The sequence below is a fragment of the Pontitalea aquivivens genome (assembly GCF_046507575.1).
GTDB lineage: Bacteria > Pseudomonadota > Alphaproteobacteria > Rhodobacterales > Rhodobacteraceae > Pontitalea > Pontitalea aquivivens.
On the sequence record NZ_JBKFEY010000036.1, the window covers coordinates 1 to 17047 of the forward strand.

At 59.7% G+C, this 17047-nt stretch carries 14 protein-coding genes; 7 read left to right on the forward strand and 7 right to left on the reverse strand.

What is annotated here, in order from left to right; translation table 11 throughout:
- Positions 1 to 324, forward strand: a 324-nt coding sequence (locus ACK8OU_RS18610) for a transposase (protein WP_410304850.1), incomplete at its 5' end; no start/stop codon positions are given.
- A gap of 283 nt (positions 325 to 607) precedes the next feature.
- Here ACK8OU_RS18610 and ACK8OU_RS18615 read toward each other — a convergent pair.
- From ACK8OU_RS18615 to ACK8OU_RS18635, 5 genes are all read right to left on the reverse strand, one after another.
- Entirely contained in the window at positions 608 to 820 is a 213-nt protein-coding gene (locus tag ACK8OU_RS18615; protein WP_410304851.1) for a hypothetical protein, read from the reverse strand.
- A 135-nt stretch (positions 821 to 955) separates the two neighbouring features.
- The gene (locus ACK8OU_RS18620) at positions 956 to 1129 is read right to left on the reverse strand and encodes a hypothetical protein (RefSeq protein ID WP_410304852.1); all 174 of its coding nucleotides are present in this window, start codon (positions 1127 to 1129) and stop codon (positions 956 to 958) included.
- A 12-nt stretch (positions 1130 to 1141) separates the two neighbouring features.
- Positions 1142 to 1810: a hypothetical protein gene (locus tag ACK8OU_RS18625; protein WP_410304853.1), complete on the reverse strand. Its 669-nt coding sequence runs from the start codon at positions 1808 to 1810 to the stop codon at positions 1142 to 1144.
- Positions 1811 to 1815: 5 nt separating this feature from the next.
- Entirely contained in the window at positions 1816 to 2271 is a 456-nt protein-coding gene (locus ACK8OU_RS18630) for a hypothetical protein (protein ID WP_410304854.1), read from the reverse strand.
- A gap of 2 nt (positions 2272 to 2273) precedes the next feature.
- A complete protein-coding gene (locus tag ACK8OU_RS18635; protein WP_410304855.1) occupies positions 2274 to 3668 on the reverse strand; it encodes an exonuclease domain-containing protein in 1395 nt (464 codons plus the stop codon).
- Between the two features lie 118 nt (positions 3669 to 3786).
- Between ACK8OU_RS18635 and ACK8OU_RS18640 the strand changes: the two genes are divergently transcribed.
- From ACK8OU_RS18640 to ACK8OU_RS18650, 3 genes are all read left to right on the forward strand, one after another.
- A complete protein-coding gene (locus tag ACK8OU_RS18640) occupies positions 3787 to 5823 on the forward strand; it encodes an AAA family ATPase (protein WP_410304856.1) in 2037 nt (678 codons plus the stop codon).
- Between the two features lie 100 nt (positions 5824 to 5923).
- On the forward strand, positions 5924 to 6925 hold the full coding sequence (locus tag ACK8OU_RS18645) for a helix-turn-helix transcriptional regulator (protein ID WP_410304857.1): 1002 nt from the start codon (positions 5924 to 5926) through the stop codon (positions 6923 to 6925).
- Between the two features lie 40 nt (positions 6926 to 6965).
- Positions 6966 to 8228, forward strand: coding sequence for a PDDEXK-like family protein (locus ACK8OU_RS18650; protein ID WP_410304858.1), 1263 nt, complete (start codon positions 6966 to 6968; stop codon positions 8226 to 8228).
- Between the two features lie 68 nt (positions 8229 to 8296).
- Here the strand turns inward: ACK8OU_RS18650 and ACK8OU_RS18655 are convergent, their stop codons facing one another.
- Both ACK8OU_RS18655 and ACK8OU_RS18660 read right to left on the reverse strand, forming a co-directional pair.
- The gene (locus ACK8OU_RS18655) at positions 8297 to 11461 is read right to left on the reverse strand and encodes a UvrD-helicase domain-containing protein (RefSeq protein ID WP_410304859.1); all 3165 of its coding nucleotides are present in this window, start codon (positions 11459 to 11461) and stop codon (positions 8297 to 8299) included.
- Positions 11454 to 14135: a PD-(D/E)XK nuclease family protein gene (locus tag ACK8OU_RS18660; RefSeq protein ID WP_410304860.1), complete on the reverse strand. Its 2682-nt coding sequence runs from the start codon at positions 14133 to 14135 to the stop codon at positions 11454 to 11456. The genes ACK8OU_RS18655 and ACK8OU_RS18660 overlap by 8 nt, the downstream gene beginning before the upstream one ends.
- A 249-nt stretch (positions 14136 to 14384) precedes the next feature.
- Here ACK8OU_RS18660 and ACK8OU_RS18665 point away from each other — a divergent pair, with 249 nt between their 5' ends.
- From ACK8OU_RS18665 to ACK8OU_RS18675, 3 genes are all read left to right on the forward strand, one after another.
- Positions 14385 to 15953, forward strand: a complete 1569-nt coding sequence (locus ACK8OU_RS18665; protein ID WP_410304861.1) for an ADP-ribosylglycohydrolase family protein — start codon at positions 14385 to 14387, stop codon at positions 15951 to 15953.
- Positions 15954 to 16106: 153 nt separating this feature from the next.
- Entirely contained in the window at positions 16107 to 16739 is a 633-nt protein-coding gene (locus ACK8OU_RS18670; RefSeq protein WP_410304862.1) for a hypothetical protein, read from the forward strand.
- Between the two features lie 20 nt (positions 16740 to 16759).
- The coding region (locus ACK8OU_RS18675; RefSeq protein ID WP_410304863.1) for a metallophosphoesterase at positions 16760 to 17047 on the forward strand (288 nt) is incomplete at its 3' end.

Consider the following 17047-nt stretch of genomic DNA (forward strand, 5'->3'; position numbering starts at 1 on the left):
CGTGGTCCTGCGATGGAAATCGAAGATTTGTTCCTGAGAGATCGTATCGTGCATCTGCGCCGGGCATGGGCCGAGGTCACGCCGTTCTACGCCTTCAGCGCCGCGATCCGGAAGATCATCTACACCACCAATGCCGTTGAGTCGCTGAACCGGGTGCTGCGGAAAACGCTGAAGACCAAGGGCTCATTCCCGACCGAGGAGGCCGCCACGAAGCTGATCTTCCTGGCCATCCGCAACTTCGAGAAGGGCGGCCGCGCTGTCCGGGAATGGGTTGCGGCCCGCAATCAGCTAGCCATAATGTTCGCCGGGCGCTTCGACGCCTGACCGTATCTGAAAACCGCATGGGCCGGGTCAGATACACAGAGTTTAGGATACTCCCCCCTACGCATGACAAGTGGCGATGCACACGGCGAGGCGTGCTGCTGCGATCGTCCTCAGGGCGCCCATCTTGCGACTTGCGGCTCAACCCAGATCGCGAACCGATGCGCACCCAAGATCACGCAGCCCGTGCGAGAGGCATGCGAATATTTGCCCCGGTGCTCGATGCTCACCTACTTGCCGACTACGTCTCTTTTGCCGATGCCAAACATAGTCTGTCTCACGCCGCTCAATCCAATTGGACGGAAATGATCTTTCCCGCCACATGCGCGTCCAGTTCGCGTCCGAACCCGAAGGCAAAATTGAAAGTCACAGACATGCCATCAAGTGGGTCTGCTTCTGGGCTAAGTGCAAAATAGTCCGACACTGCTCGCTCAATTGCTGTGTTCAGCTCGTCGAGCTTGTCCTGTGGGATTTTAAAGTCATCCTGCTTCAGCGCCATGTTTACCCCGTATGGTTGGCATTCTGATTGCTTGCGCCAATTGCCGTTGATGACGCTTCAGTACCGTTACAACTACCACGGCCTCAGCCTCAGTCTTACGCGTTGGCCAAGGGCACCACTTTCTCAATCATGTTCTTACCCACCCCAGCCAATCAAGACCGCGAGAAAAGCCAGAAAGGCGAGCGCCAGAAGCGCTGACAGGTTTAGGAACAGGCGGCTGGTCAGGATGCGAAAGAGGAGGACAAGCAGCCCTATCGCAACCATGCCGGCGACGATGAGAAAAAGCAGACCTGCGGCAGTCTCCGACACCTGATCACCCCATCAATCCACGACGGGATAATATGGCGCACCCCAATCTTCGTTGGGGTTCGACATCATCGTGTCGACAAAGACGGGCAGAAGGCTCAGCAGGAGTTCCGCGCCATCACGCACCTGCTTTCGGTTCACCTGGCTGTTCCAGGTCGCGCCACCATGTACGAGTTGGTTGCGCAAGACATAGAGCCTGTCGAAGAGGATGCTCAGCAGCTTCGCGGTTTCTTGGCCTTCAATCGCATGTTGCGCGGCCTTCTTGGCGTTTTCAAATCGCACCTGCCAGTTGTCATACTGGGCGTCGCCATTATGGAATTTCCAGAACGGGCTGAAAATGTACTTGTTGTCCAGCAGCTCAGCCACCACGCCCTCGAACTGATACCAGATCTCATGGGCAATGCGGCCCTTGGGGTCGCACCTGACAAGGGCATCGAAGAAATTCTGAAAATCCGCGCGCGCAAATGATCCTGGGTCATCCCCCATGTCCTTGGCGTAGGCAGCGTTGAAGGCAATCCAGCTAAAGATGAACGCAGCATCGGGATCGTCGTCGATCAAGGCACCCGCCCGCGCAATCCAGCTGATGGAGCGATGCGTGCGTAGGTTTAGCTCCGGGGAATTCTGCGCGCGCAGCTGCCGATGCTTGTCCCGCAAGTAATCAAATTCGTCCGATACCTGAGCCATCGTCGCTACGCCCCCAATCTACGCGCTATCGCATCGCCAAGCCGCGACGTGATCAGCCCCCAGACGGCTCCGCCACCCGTACCAGCGCCACCGTCGCCCCAGCGCTCGCTTCTCATGATGTAGTGCAGAATCCTGCGCAGATCGCGCAGGCAGAGGGTGTCAACTAGCCTGAGATCGCCTTCGAGCCTTCGCATGAACTCCGGCACCGGCATTTTTTCCCGGTCTCCCATGTCCTCTCCGCCATCGCGGCACACGAATCCACAGGAATAGGCCGCATCAATGAAGGCAGACCATTCGGCCCATTCGATTGGTTTGGCACGCTCGTCGCGCGAGGCTGTGCGATACCGGGTCAGTAAATCGCGCAAGCGCTCGGCCACAAACCGCACTTGCTGGATGGTCAGCTTTTCCTCGAGGCTGAACAAACCTTCCCGAATATCCGGATCATTCTGCAGCGCTGGCATATTCAGCCTAACTCCGCGTTTGCGGTGCTGGACACCAGCCCCGCCATGAATGCTTCGATTTCTTCGATCATGGAAGGATCCTGAACTGGCGCCGCTTGCATCTCCAGGAGCGCTTGACTGGCCTTCTCGAGGGTCATCCACTCAACCTCGGTGTCCGCCGGTGCATTCCAGCGCTCGCGGCGCCATGCAAGGTACCGGCGACGCTCATTATCTGACAGCAGGTTGGGCGCATAAAATGCGACCAGCCTGGAACCAAGCTGGCGCAACCGGGCATCTTCGAAGGTAGCCACGATTTCTTGCCGCCGTGACCAATCCGCTTCCTGAAACTCCTTCAGACGCACCTTGTCGTTCCAGCCATAGAAGCCGTTGAAAATCTGCTGTTCGACATGCTGCGGAGCGGCATCGGGGTCAGTTGGAAAGCGCGCCGTCATCGCCGCGATGAGCCGCTGACGCAGCTCGGGCTGCCCTGAGAGTACCTGAGCACGCCGCCGCTGTTCATCCGTCACGGTCGCGGGCGGCAAGAGCATCGGCACCTTGTTGATCGAGATCGAACGCAGGGGACGAGGTTCTGCGTCCATGGCGGCCATCAAGTCTTCGTCGGACGCTGTGATCAGCTCTTGTGGGTCCATCGCATCAAGATCGAAGAGATATCCCTGGTTCGGGTTTTTTGCAGCATAACCGCAAAGGCAGCCCATGATTGCCGACGGTGGGCCGCCCCCAAAGCGTCCAACCAGCTCGAGAGGCTCAAACCGGTCAAGTTGCGCCTGGACATGCCCCTTGTCACGATTTGCAAGCAGCTGTGCCCAGAGGTCGGGCGCTCGCTCGGCGATCAGCCGCGCAAGGTGGATCGTGGCCTCCACATCCCCCAAGGCATCATGAGCGTTGTGCCCCTCAAAGCCATTTTCCGGAGCCAGCCGATCGAGCTTGAAGCGGACGCGGCCGGTCTCATCCACCGGCCACTTGAGCAGATCGGACCGGCGCTGAAACACAGCAAAGACGGCCGTCATGATGTCGAAGCGCGTATTGCCGTTGAACTGCGTGGCGAAAATCTCGGGTTGCAGATTCTGATAGAACATCTGGCGCAGCATCTCTTCATCGAAGCGGATGCTGTTGAACCCGGTCCAGATCGCAGGCGACCAACGCGCCACCAGCGCAGTCAGCGCTTGGGCAAACGCGAACAGGTTCGGCAGCTCGGGATCGATCAGTTGATGCGGCCGCACCCCGGTGACCGCCAAGGCCTGCGGCGACGGAATGATATGGGGTGCCAAACGGCAGCGCAGGTTCACCCGCTCGATCTCCCTGAATTCGGCATCCGTGAGGATCGCTGCGAATTGCAAGGGATGGTCGAACGCGGGCGAGATGCCGGTGGTCTCGAGATCGAAAAATGCAAAGTTCATAAGCTTGTATAGGCAGATTAATTGGACAGGTCACGCGGATATGCAACTTGGCCGCACTCGATGCGTCCGATTTTGACGCATGCGAGCATTACATGTTGTTCGTCACCATGGAGGCTACATGACGAACAGATACGAGCAGCGATTCTTGATTGATCTGGCTTTTCGGGTTGCCCACGGCTTTCCCGCCCGCAGTGTCGTGGCCCAGGAGCTTTCAAGCTGGGTCGAGGATCAGGATCTGGGGTTCGACTGGGATCCGGACATCGACAGTTTCAGGAAGAAGGGCGTCCCTGCTCCCGTGTGGTCCAACCTGCGGAAACGGCTCGCTGATCGCGTCGCATCGGCCGCGCTGCCTAAACCGGATGTCTTGGCTGAAAACGTTACCCTCCTGGCAAACCATGTCGGGCTGAACGCGGATGAGCGCGCCATCTTCGAACTGGCGGTTCGCGCTGGGCGGTCCGGACCCGTGAAGTCTCTGTGCAACTCTCTGGTCGATGATGCACGGATCCCGGTTCTGGATGCGGTCACCCAGCTTTCAGGACTGCCCGCCGCCAGCGTGCGGCGTGCCCTTGCACCGACTGAGCGGTTGGTGGTCTCCGGCCTCTTGCAGTTCGATAAACCGCCCCTGAGCGGCCTTGGGCTCTTTCCCTCCGACCGCCTTCTCGTGGCACTGGACCCGCCCTCACGCACCCTGAGTGACATTCTGGGCAAACTTTTTGCCCGAGTTGGTGCCGCATCGGTGGAATGGGAGGATTTCGCGCATCTAGGCGCTGGCCGTGACTTTGCATTCCGCCTGCTCCGCGGCGCGCTTGAGCGGCGCGAAAAGGGCGTAAACATCCTCCTGCACGGGGTGCCAGGAACCGGCAAGACCGAGTTCTGCAAGGCGCTGGCGGTGCGTCTCGGCGCTGGGCTTCATGCTGTGGGCGAGGCCGATGACGACGGGGACGAGCCATCTCGGTTTGAGCGCTTGCAGCAGCTGCGCCTCGGCCAGCGGTTGCTCAGCGATCAGGGCAACAGCCTGATCCTCTTCGACGAGATGGAGGATCTGCTTCCGGGTCTCGACAATGGGGTCTTTGGTCTGTCCCTGCGCCGCGCCGGATCAAAGGTGCATTTCAACCGACTACTGGAGAACAACCCGGTCCCGACCTTGTGGACGACCAACAATATCAGCGATTGCGATCCAGCATTTCTGCGGCGGATATCCTTCACGCTGGAACTGAGGACGCCGCCGGTTTCCGTGCGCGGCCGCATTTGGGAGAAGCTCGCAGAGCAGCACCGGGTTCCACTGCCCAAAGACCTCTGCCTTGAACTTGCCCATAGCATGGAGGATGCGCCCGCACTTGCTGACAGCGCCCTTCGCGCGGCGCGGATCACGCGCGGCGGAGCAGAAGACGTCAAGTTTGCGGCCGCGGCGATTTCGCGGGCCGTGCGCGGGGGGCACACCCCGCTTGCAGCACCCAGCAGCGTCAGGTTCGAGCCTGAACTGGCTAATGCCGACCATGACCTTGCACTGATCACGGAACGGTTCGTTGCCTGCGGTCCCACCAATACCGGTGGGCTTTGCCTCAGCGGTCCTCCCGGAACCGGCAAGAGTGCCTTTGCGCGCTACCTCGCAGAGCGCATGCAGATGCCGGTCCTCGAGCGGCGTGCCTCTGATCTGCTCGATCGCTATGTCGGCGGGAGCGAACGAAACATCGCAGATGCCTTTGCCGAAGCGCGCGACACCAGCGCGTTCCTGGTGTTCGACGAGGCGGACTCGCTCTTGGGTGCGCGCGATGGCGCAACGCATCGCTGGGAAATCTCGCAGGTCAACGAGATGCTCACCTGGATGGAAAGCCACCCCCTGCCCTTCGCCTGCACTACCAACCTAGTCGAACAGTTGGAGCCAGCCACCGCGCGGCGTTTCAGTCTAAAGATCGGCTTCTTGCCGCTGAGCGCCCAGCAGCGTGAGACGTGCTTCCGTCGCTTCTTTAAGTCCGATCCGCCCTCTGGGCTTTGGGCCCTCGACCAATTGACGCCCGGGGATTTCGCAGTTGTTGCCAAGCGATCGAAGCTGCTGGGCATCACGCAGCCCGACGCGCTCCTTGGTGAACTGCGCCGCGAGCAAGCCGCAAAGCCCAATACAAGAAACCCGATCGGGTTTCGTGCGGCAAGCTGATCGAGGGGTTCAATCCAATGCGGCACGAGCAGTCACAGAATTGGCTCGGCTTGAAGCCATGACGCGTTTCGGTCACTCTGCGGTAAATGGAGGGGCGCCAATGCGTTATGGCCGTTTGGCAGATCTGGTAAGGCTGGCCATGCAAATGCAGGGCCGCGCTGATGGTCTGTCCCTCGACGACATCGGCGAGACCTTTGAGGTGTCGCGCAGGACAGCGGAACGGATGCGCGATGCCATCCGCGACGCCTTTCCACAAACCGAGGAACTTGTGGAGCCTGGAGGGCGGAAGCGGTGGCGACTGCCACCAGGTACCGCAGGCCGCCTTGCCGACCCGAACGTCGACGATATCGCAGCCCTTCATCGCGGCGCAGAACTCGCGCGCCAGTCCGGCGACCTCGTCACGGCGGATCACCTCAATGCGCTCTCAGATCGTCTTCGTGCGCGACTACCGGGGCCGAAACGAGCGCGGCTTGAGCCCGACATTGCGGCGCTGCTGGAAGCAGATGGCGTCGCCCTTCGCCCAGGTCCGCGAGAACGCATTCCAGAGGAAACGCTGAATACGCTCCGCGAAGCGATCCTTGCGGGAGCTTGGATCACTGTCGATCATCGCGCGCGTGCAACTGGCCTTTTGAGCCGCAACGCGCGCCTCGGCCCTCTTGCGATGCTGCTCGGTGAGGGGCGCCAGTATCTTGTTGCGTTCAGCGACTACGCGCAGGACGTGCGCCTCTTTGCCTTGGCAGGTTTTGAGCGGATCGAGCTGTCGGAAGATATTTTTGAGCGGCCGGCCGATTTCAACCTTGGCGCCTGGATGCAGCGATCCTTCGGGATCTGGCAGGAAGACGTCTACGATGTCGTTTGGCGCTTCACACCCGAAGCGGCGCCCGACGCGCGCCTTTATCTTTTCCATCCGACACAAGTCATGACTGACGAACCCGACGGGAGTTTGACGGTGTCATTCCGCGCAGGGGGGCTGCGCGAAATGTGCTGGCATTTGTTCAGGTGGGGGGATCAGGTCCGGGTCATCGCGCCGGAAATTTTGCGCACGACATTCGCGAGGCAATTGAATGCATCACGAATACAAAACCACCCAGAGCACCAATAAATCAAAATAAAATCCTAAGTACATCAAGAAGGCCGCGCAAATGAAAGAACTCAATGACATGAAGGCCCGACTGAGCAAGAATGCATTCTTTGCGCTTTCCTTGGGTTCTCGCGAACTCTTTCACTCCAATTTTCTGGCATGGCTCCTTAAAGAATACCCCGCGATGATTTCGGCCCTGACACGCTCAGGCACGCAGCGAGATTTTGAAATTCATCGGGAAAAATATAGCTTTGACCTAGTGATAGTTTTCAAGGATCAATGCGCCCCGAGTTCGCTCATAGTTGAAGTGAAGGTGAAAGACACGCCGAAAGTCGATCAGCTCGTAAAATATAACGAGACCGCTCAGAATAATATTGAGAGTTTGGGCGATTCTCCAGAGAAGCTTCTGATTTCATTGACAGAAGCCCCATTTGGAATGCCAGCACCATGGAAGATCACCGACTTGGCAGAACTGGCCAACAAAATCAACGACCTCGCCTCTGGCTGCAAGGTTACACCCGCGCATCATGTTTTGATTCAAAACTATATAGACCTGTGCCACGATCTGACTGAATTAGTTCGGCAGGTTACTGAAATAGATGTCAAGTCCCGCTATTTTTTGTTCAATCGGCCAGGAGAGGAAGCCTCATGCAAACGTGTAGATCGTTTACTGGACGAGTTGCGTTTCCTTGATACGATCGAGAAACATCGTGCCAGCAAGCTATGTGAGGAGATGAGACGGCGATCTGACGGCCTATCTTTTTCCAAGTTTACACCACATTTTCGTCATGGATTTGATCGTAAGCAAGCTCATGTTGGCGGAGCGATCCAGATTTTCAACCCTAGTCACAAGAAGCATCCTGAACTTTCGTTGGGAGTTCACATCCAGGGAAACCAGTACCGGCGAATGGTTTCTTTCCGTGGATTCAGAGTGCCAAATCGCGCAGAGGGAAAAAACCAAGGAGAGATTGTCAAATTCATCAGCGAAACGGATCAATGGAAGTGGATGCTTGGGCGCGCCCACAGGGATGGGTTTTTTCAATTGCCTGACAGACGAGAAGGCTTCTTCAAGAGCAGACAGGTCATTTCAACCAGCCAGCAAATAAACAAGCTTTTGCTCAGCTATGCACCAAGTCAAATCAATGAACCCGGTCACATCTATCAGTACACCGACATTGGCCCCGAGGAGGGGGTTCCAACAGGCCAAGTCATTGATGCCGTGATCAAGGACCTCCAATATGCTGCGCAGCTTCTTTCCGATCCTGACTATGTGTCCCGCTTTCGAGAGTGGTCGTTACGCCAAATCGATAGGCCTTATGGGTAATATGCGCTAGCAGCGAGCCACTTCGCGCGCCAATCAGTAGCACACTTGCTGCCACAGCCTCCCACGCTTCATCTTGGTTTATTGAGGACAAGAATTTCCAACTCAGCCCTGTCTACCCAGTGGATTGCCACGTCAGGTTTGATGGCCTCGACCTGCTCCGCGAGAACGCTTCGATAGGCATCCAGCTGCGCGAAGTAACCCGCAAAGCTTCCCGCACCACTCTTGTGATCCAGGATCAGTCGTTTCCCGTCGCCCGTCGCGAGAAGATCAATGATCCCATTAAATTCCGCGCCCGATACCTCGCGCTTCTGGATCGGCACCTCGCTCTCGATCTGCGTATAGCCCTCGGACGTCAGCCATTTCTTGAGCGCGTCCGCCTGTGCCTGCAACACGTCCAGCGTTGCTTCGTCAAAGCCCGTGGCCGCAGATAGGCGCAGGCGCAAATCCGGGCGCAGCAAGAGAACGCGCATTGCCCTGTGAAGAGCGGTGCCACGCTCGCTGGCTGTCGCCACGAGGGAGACAGCCTGTGGCGGGACGTCCATCTGGACGATGTGTGTCTGAACTTGAGGCAGCGGATCCTGCACAATTGATGAGGGCCGGACGCGCCATGCCGTCTGCTGCATCTCGAGCATCGACCGCAGCTCACCAAAGGCCAGCCTTTCCGACGCTTCTTGCACGCCGGACGCTTCCAACATGCCTGGGGCCTCAGCGCTGCACATCACGATGCGCGCGGGGAAGCTGGCACCGCCGATTTTCAGGCTTCCAGCCTCCGGCTCCATGCCGGCCTCCAGCACCAGCATTTCAGCGTGGTTCGCTGGACCTTCGCTCTCGCCGATTCTCTGCAACGCAAAATCTGGCCACTCAAGGATCAACCGATCGCGCCCACGGGTCAGCGCCACATAAAGCAGTCGGCGCGCATCTGCCTCTGAGGCTGCGCGGCGATCGGCAATAAAGGCGTCCTTCTTTTCCTTGATGGGCAGGTCAGGCGTCCAGATCAGGAGCGCCCGTTCAAGGATGGCACTCAGATCGCTGAAATCCGTGAATTCGGCGCGCAACGTGCCGGGCTTTTCCCCAATCTTCTTGTCGAGACCGACAACCACGGTGATCGGCCATTCCCGCCCCTTCGAGGCATGCCAAGTGACAATCTCGACGCCCTGTCCAGCGCTCTGGCCTGGGTCGGGGTGGCGGTCGAAATCGCGTTCCTCGCGGCGCGCCTCCAGCCAGCCCAGAAAAACCTGCGCGCTCGCGCCATGGAAACCAGCCGCGGCCTTGAAGTCACGGTGGGCCGAGACGAATTCGCTGACCTCTGCGGAGAGCCGCATCAGGTCCGCATGGGCTTGCGCCGCCTCTGGCATGCGCGCTGCCCAAGCGAGGACACCCGCAGCGCTGAGCACCTGCGGGAGCAGCGTTTCCAGCGGCATAGCAGGTGCAGTCTCGGCCAAGGCCCGCAATCCCGCAAGCTCGGCACAGGTTTCCAATCCACCATTGGCAAGCAGGCTCATCGCCTGCTGAAGAGGCATGGATGATGGGCCGAGTGTCAGGAGCGCAAGGGCCGCGTGGCGATCCGTGGGATCCACAGCGAAGGCCAGCCCGTTGCGCGCCGCCATCACAGCAGGCGAGTCCAGCCAGCCTGTTGCGCTGATCCGAACCGGGACACCTTGGCGCTTGAGCGCCGTCGCATAGCGCGTCGCCATCGAATGGGTCGGCGCCAGAATGGCAATGTCGCGCGGCTCGACAGGGCGGAATGTCGGCGCCTTGGGATTACTCTCCCGCTCTACCACCGGCCCAGCCTCTGCGAGGATATCGGCAATGCGTGCCGCCACATGTTCCTCGGGGCGCGATTTCTTCGATCGGCGCCCTTCTGAAATGCGCAGGATCTCCGCGAAGGTCTGGCCGGTTTCCGGCCGCTGCGGAACCAGAGGAACATAAGCCTCTCCGAACAGCCCCGCCGAAATCGCGTTCACCATCTGCATCAGCCGCGGATCAGAGCGCCAGTTGCCCGTGAGGGGCGAGGCCGCGTCCGGATTCTGTCGCTCGAGCGCCTCGCTCAGGCGGGGGTCGGCCCCCTGGAAACCCATGATCGACTGCTTGGTGTCTCCCACGATCAGCACGCGCTTGGCGGATTGCGCGATGCGCCAGAGAAGCGCGAACTGCACCGGGTTCGTGTCCTGAAACTCGTCGATGATGACGCAATCGACTTCGGACAAAAGCGCGTCGAGGATTTCCCGGCGCGTCCGCAACAAGCGCTCGGCATCGCAAATCATGTCGGCATAGTCGATGACGCCCGCTTCACGCTTCATCTCAGCGTATTTCGACATCACTTCCTGGGCGCCATGTATGAGCGCTGTCAAATGCGCACAAGCGTCCTCCAAAGGACCGGGGTGGACCGCGATATCCGCGGCCGCCGCAATCACCTCATCAGACAATGCATCATAGCCATCCGGTGTGGGTGCTCCCCTCTTCGATTGACGCAACTCACTAAGGGCTTTCCAAAGCCCCCAATCCCGGCGGAGCTCCCCAGGGCGCTGGGCGCGCTTCATGTTGCGGAAGTCTTTTCCAAACGCTGTGCGCGCCGCGTCTGACGTTGCATGGGCGGTAAGATCGTTGGGAAACCCAGCCAACAGCGCCTCAATCGCCGCAAGGAGCCGCACCTCTAGGGGCGCCCCGTCGGGCTCCACCCGACCATAGAGATCCCGCAGGCGGGCGACAGCTGCGTCCGCCAGTTGCGGGTCATTGCCGTTGTCGCCAAGTCCTCTCAGCAGATCGATCGTGGTCAGGATCCTGCCGCGGAAACTGTCTTCCTGGCTCGCATTCGAGAAGAAGCTCGACCGGTACCCAAAGCGCGGCAGGTCGGCTTTGACGGCGTCGAGCGCCTCCGCATGCGCCATGGCCTGACGGATCAGAAGATCCCGCTCCGCCTCAGCCAACGCACGCGGTTGCGGTGAGGCCCCAGCAGCGAACGCGTGTTCCGACAGGATCCGCAAACCCAGCCCGTGGATGGTCGAGACATAAGCCTGTTCGACAGCCAGGGCTTCCTCAACCATACCCTCGGCCAGAAGGCTCGCCCGGATACGGCCACGCAGCTCGGCAGCCGCAGCTTCCGTGAACGTCACCGCCAGAATGCGATCTGGTCCAACAAGGTTTTCTTTGACCCAATTGGTCAGGTCCGATTTGATCCGAAAGGTCTTCCCCGAGCCAGCCCCGGCCGGAACGATGGTCAGCATCTCAGTCATCGATGTCCTCCATGCTGTCATCGGCCTCGGTGCCAGGCATCATGAACCGCGAGACAAGTGGCGAGGCATCCAGCGCGTAAGGTGCAAGGTTCGCCGTTTTCTCAAAGAACTTCCGGTCATCTTCGCTGTTGAGGCGGATCTGCCCTGAGCCCACCTCAGCAAGCCGCGTGATCAGAAGATCCATGGCCTGCACGGATATCCCGCCTTCCACGACGGTGACGACGCCATCGGGTGGCTCCAGCCCTTCGAGCAGAACGCCCTGGTCGTTAATCAGGTGGTAGGCGACCCCAATCCTGGGGCTGCCTGCCAAGGCAGCCTCTAGGACTTCGCCAGTTCGTTCGGGCCGTTTGAGCATTTCGCGGTAGAGGCCGAGCTGCAGATCCCAGCCTGCTTCAAGGCGCGCGCGGCGTTTGGGCGTGCCGCTTTTCTTGTGATCCACGACCAGAAGGCTGCCATCTTTCAGTTGAAGAAGGCAGTCCGCGCGTCCGCGTAGCAGGATGCCGAGTGCCTCGCCCTGAAGACCGATCTCATTGTCAATCACGCGGGCACCAAGGCCTTCAAGGGTATTGCGCCAAGCATGGGCCGCCGTTCGGATATCGCGAAGCAGACCCTCACGTTCGACGGCCCAGATCGACCGCTGCAGGAACGGCGCATATTTCCGGATGGCCGAGGAGAGCAACTCCGGCACCGCGGCCTCGATCTGGTCATGATCTGGCAACGGCGCATCCTTGGGAAACAGAAACTCCAGCACGTCATGCGCGATGGTGCCTGCAACCATGACGTTAAGCCCATCAGGGGCCCAGGTCACAGGTTCCGCGCCGAACTCGGACAGGCTCCAGGCAAGCGGGCTGACCATGAGCGTTTCCAACCGGCTGGGCGACTGCGGGCGCATGCGTCCATCATCGGCAAGGCGACGGCGGAGCAGATCGCGACCCAGGTGCAGGATGCCATCTTCCGGCACGGCGCTGGGCTGCAGATCTGTAGCTGCCTCGACAACTCTGTGCGCAAACGGCCAGCGCTCGCGCGGGAGAGCACGCAGATCGTGGATCAACGCCTCAGCATCCTCGGTCCCCTTTTCGCCATTCCCAACAGTGCGCGCCACCAGCGACAGGGCCGCCGCAGGAGCTTGACGGCTGCCATTCGGCGCGAAGGCAGGGCGCAAGAGGGTCAAGGAGTCCGAGGCGCAGAGGAACTGGCGGCGAAGCTTTTCGAGACGCCGCGCCAGCACATCCCCGCGCGTTTCAATATGAAGGCCGGTTTTTTCGCGCAGGAGCCTAAGCTCGCCGTCGAGAAAGAGCGGCGACGCAGAAACTGCACGCGGCCAGCGATTGCCGCTCATGCCCATGGCAATAAGGTGTCGCGCTGGGCGCCACGGCATCGCACCTTCCGTGAACACGCTCACGCCCTCGACAAAAGCCTCCGAGGGGGAAGGCTTGGGCGTGGCGGGTGTCGCAACTCGGTAGAGCGCGTTCCAATCCAGAGAGCGGCTCTGAGACAGCGCGGCACGCATCGTTCCCATCTTCGCGCGGAATGCAGCAACAGCCTCTCGCTGCTCGGCTGCATCACTCAAAAGCTGGGCAGCCTGCTCCAGGGCTTGCAGGATACCGTCTGGTGTCTGCGCAATATTGCTTCGCACAAGTTTGTAGAACCTCTGCGCGCGCCCAGTCAGTGACCTGGCAGCAAAGGGCTCGAACCGGCCCTGCATGACCTCTCGCGAGAGCTGAAGCCCCGTCTCGGACAACCAAGGCATCAAAGGCGAGATATAGAGGCTGGCAAGCGCCATGGCCGGTGCGGGGGACTGGAAACACAAGAGGAGCTGAAGGAGTGTTTCGCTTGCGATGTCGCGGCGGTCGGGCTGGGTGGGCAAGCCCGAAAGCGGAACGCCAGCAGAATCGAATGCGCGACGGAGTTGCACAAAATAGCCGACCTCGTCGGGCACCAGCAGACCGATCTCATTCGGCAAGACGCCTTGATCGATCAGGCGCTGCGCCCGCGCCACTGCAAAATCGGCCTCCTCCGCCTCATCACGCAGGGCGAAGAAAGCCAAGCTGTCGTCCAGCGGCCCAGACGGGATGGACGCGCCCGTCAAACCCTGCTGCGCCCGCCACAAGCTTGTACCCTCGGCCGCGCCGGTTGCCAGCGGCGCGCGGCGCGCGGCCCATTCATTCTGAAACGCTGCGTCAGCGATCCCGTGATGATCCAGCAATTGCGCATGCAGACGGCGCTCAATGGGCGTCGCGAAACCACACGGATCACCTGCCACCAAGGGAAGCGGCTCAAGAGCATCGCCAGACACACAGTCCAGCACATGGGCATAGACCTGCAGATCTTCCGGGAGTGCGCCCGGGGCCTGACGCCATAGACCGCAGAGGGCTGCGAGGTGTTTGTACAGGCGGCTTTCGTGATCTAGCGCGCCGAGGTCAACCTCCTCCGGGCTCAGACCATTGGTCGCCACGGCGAGGCTCCGCAGGGCTGCTGAAACAGCGGCAGCCGTTTCAAGCGGCGCCACAGCCATGCTGGCAGACCAAGGGAACGCCGCATCTGCCAGCACAGAGTTCAGATCAATCGCCTGAGGGCGCGGCGCGAGATAAGTTTCTGCTAGAAGGTCGGACGTGATGGCCCGAAACGCGCCCGTGCCGGAATGCACCGTCACTAGTGGCTCAAGACCGTTCATCCGCACCTCCTCGCCAAGACTGGCATCGGCCCACATCCGCTTTGTTTCGCCACCGGTGAGAGCGGCGCATGCAGCCAAGGCCTCAGACTGTTCAGCGAATCGAAACGATACGTGGTCCCTTAACCCCTGCTCGAACGTAATCTTTATGGAATAGCACAAAGTTACAACCCACCCTGAAGGCTCATACGTCCGAAACTGACGCACCCATGCTCTAGTATCAAAACGAATCGAAACGAGAAGGAGACGCGATTGGTTCGAACGAGCATCACCCACCCCCTGCGCATTGATAACCTAGCCCTTGGAAACGGACGGCTGGGCATCACGTTTTGTCCCGGCAAAAAAGGCGACAGTGTCTTTGGTGCCGCGTGGGATCGAGACCTTGATCTCGACCTGGACGCGGTCAAGGGATGGGGTGCCAACGCCGTCTTGAGCCTGATCGAAGACCACGAGTTCGAGATGCTGGACGTGCCCGAGCTTGGCGAAGCGGTGAAGGCGCGTGGCATCGAATGGGTGCAGTTTCCGATCCGGGATCTGGATACACCGACAGACGAGGCCATGGGCACATGGGCTGCGATTTCGGCGCAGTTGCACGCCACACTGGAGCGCGGTGGCCGCGTCCTCGTGCATTGCCGTGGTGGCCTGGGCCGCGCGGGTACGATCGCTGCCTTGCTGCTGATCGAACGCGGATGGTCCGCCCGTCAAGCGATCAGCGACGTGCGCGCCGTTCGCCCGGGTGCAATCGAAACCGAAGAGCAGGAACGCTGGCTGACACGCCGCGCCCGCCATTATGGACTACCGGGCATTCGGCTTCATGCCAGTCTTCTCGGGGGCGCCTATGGCGACAGCCTCGGCGCCGAGATTGAATTCCTCTCGCTCGATGCAATCAGGCGCAAGTTTCCAGACGGGATTTCGGATCTGCCACCGCATCAGGGCCTGCGGGGCGCAATCACCGACGACACCCAGATGACGCTGTTTACCGCTGAGGGTCTCATTCGGGCCCATGTTCGCGGCACGCTCAAAGGGATATGTCATCCGCCATCCGTGGTGCATCACGCCTTGCTGCGCTGGCATCGCACACAAGGCGGTAAGCCCCGTGTGGAAACGGACAATGTCGGCCTGATAGCTGATCGCAGGCTCTGGGCGCGACGCGCACCCGGCTTGACCTGTCTCTCGTCCCTCGCTGAAGGCCGAAGCTTCGGAGCGCGTGCAAGAAACGACAGCAAGGGCTGCGGCACGATCATGCGCGTTGCGCCAGCAGCACTGATGGTGCCGCGCAATCAGGTGCGTTCGGTGGCGATCGAGACGTCAGCCTTGACCCATGGACATCCGACCGGTCAATTGGCCGCCGCTGCTTGGGCCGAGATTATGGCCGATGTAGCAACTGGAGGAATGCTGGAAGAAAGCGCGGCCACGACAGCTCGGGAATATGACCTGCTGGAGAACGGCCATGAAACCGCACGCGCGATCCGGAATGCACTTGATGCGCCTCGCGATGGGTCACCGGAAACAGTCGAAACCTTGGGAGGCGGCTGGACTGCCGAAGAAGCGCTGTCGATCGCACTCTACGCCTGCTTGGCTGGCAAGACATTCGATGACGCGCTTCAGATAGCTGTGCTGCACAGCGGAGACAGCGACTCGACAGGCGCAATTGCAGGCAACATGATGGGCTTGATCGATCCTCTCGCCGCAATGAATCATCGCTGGGCACCCGTGATCGAAGGCGCGGACATCATCGCCCGCTTGGTGCGCGATTACCTGCGGCTCAAAAATGAACATGACAGCGTCGAAGAAGTAGCCTCAGCTTATCCCGGGGTTTGACCACACATGTTGTAGGCCGCATCGTGGACATGGAAAACTACCGGGAGCGACCGACAACACACTGGGTCCATTGCTACTGTTAAAAGCGCCGGGCTCGACGACTGGGATAACAAGTGCCACCATCATGACGGCGCGCTAATGAAAGGGAAGTGAGTGAGCAAGCGAAATAGTCCAACACAGGACCCACAAGAATTGAAGGCTGCAAATCTGGCACGGGAACTTCACGGCGCCCTTTTCCCAGAAGAGTATGACTATGCCTACGATAGCATTTATGAAGCGAAGGCTCGCGCTCGGGGCGAAAACCCAATGAATGCCGAGTATATTGAAAAGACCAACAATCGACGGGCAGCACTTGGATTTTCGGCCTTTGATGTTGGGCGGACAGCTCGGAATGAAAATACTCTCGCTTGGGTAACAGAAAATCTGACGCTCGGCAAAGAAGCCGAGCTACGAGACATTGTGACAAGCCGCGCCCAAGAAGACGCAGATGCTGAACGGGAACGCGAACGGGCACGGCTTGAGGTACAGACGCCGGCTTGGCTTGATCTGCGGATCGACGAAATGCTTGCGTCTGAAAAATTCCTCAACAGATCACAGGATCGCTCCGACCCAAAAATAATCGCCTTTAGAATTCTCGGTGAAATATTTGCGGTAAATCCGATGGGGGCAAGCGAGCCGGACTTTCTTCGACAGATACGCCGCAGTCTACCCAATCTGTCAGAGCAGGACTATCGAGAGCTCTTTGAGAATGCAAAATGTGAGTGGATGGAAGTGTATGGCTTCTAAGCCAAGTCAGCCTTTGCCAAGTGATTGAATTTCAATCCACGATCGGCAACTGGAAGGCAATGCCGCAGTCAGTAGACGGCGAGCAGCTCTTCACGATTGGCGACATCCATGGTCAGGCGGGTGCTTTGCGCGCCACTCTGTCAGTACTCGCGAGTGTTCCAAGGGAGGCCAAGACTCGTCGACTTGTGCTTTTAGGCGACATTATCGATCGTGGCCCAGCCAGCCTTGAAGCAATAGGTTTACTAGACAACGCCAAAGCCCTCGCACGGGTCGACGAAGTCACCATTTTGCCCGGAAACCATGAATTG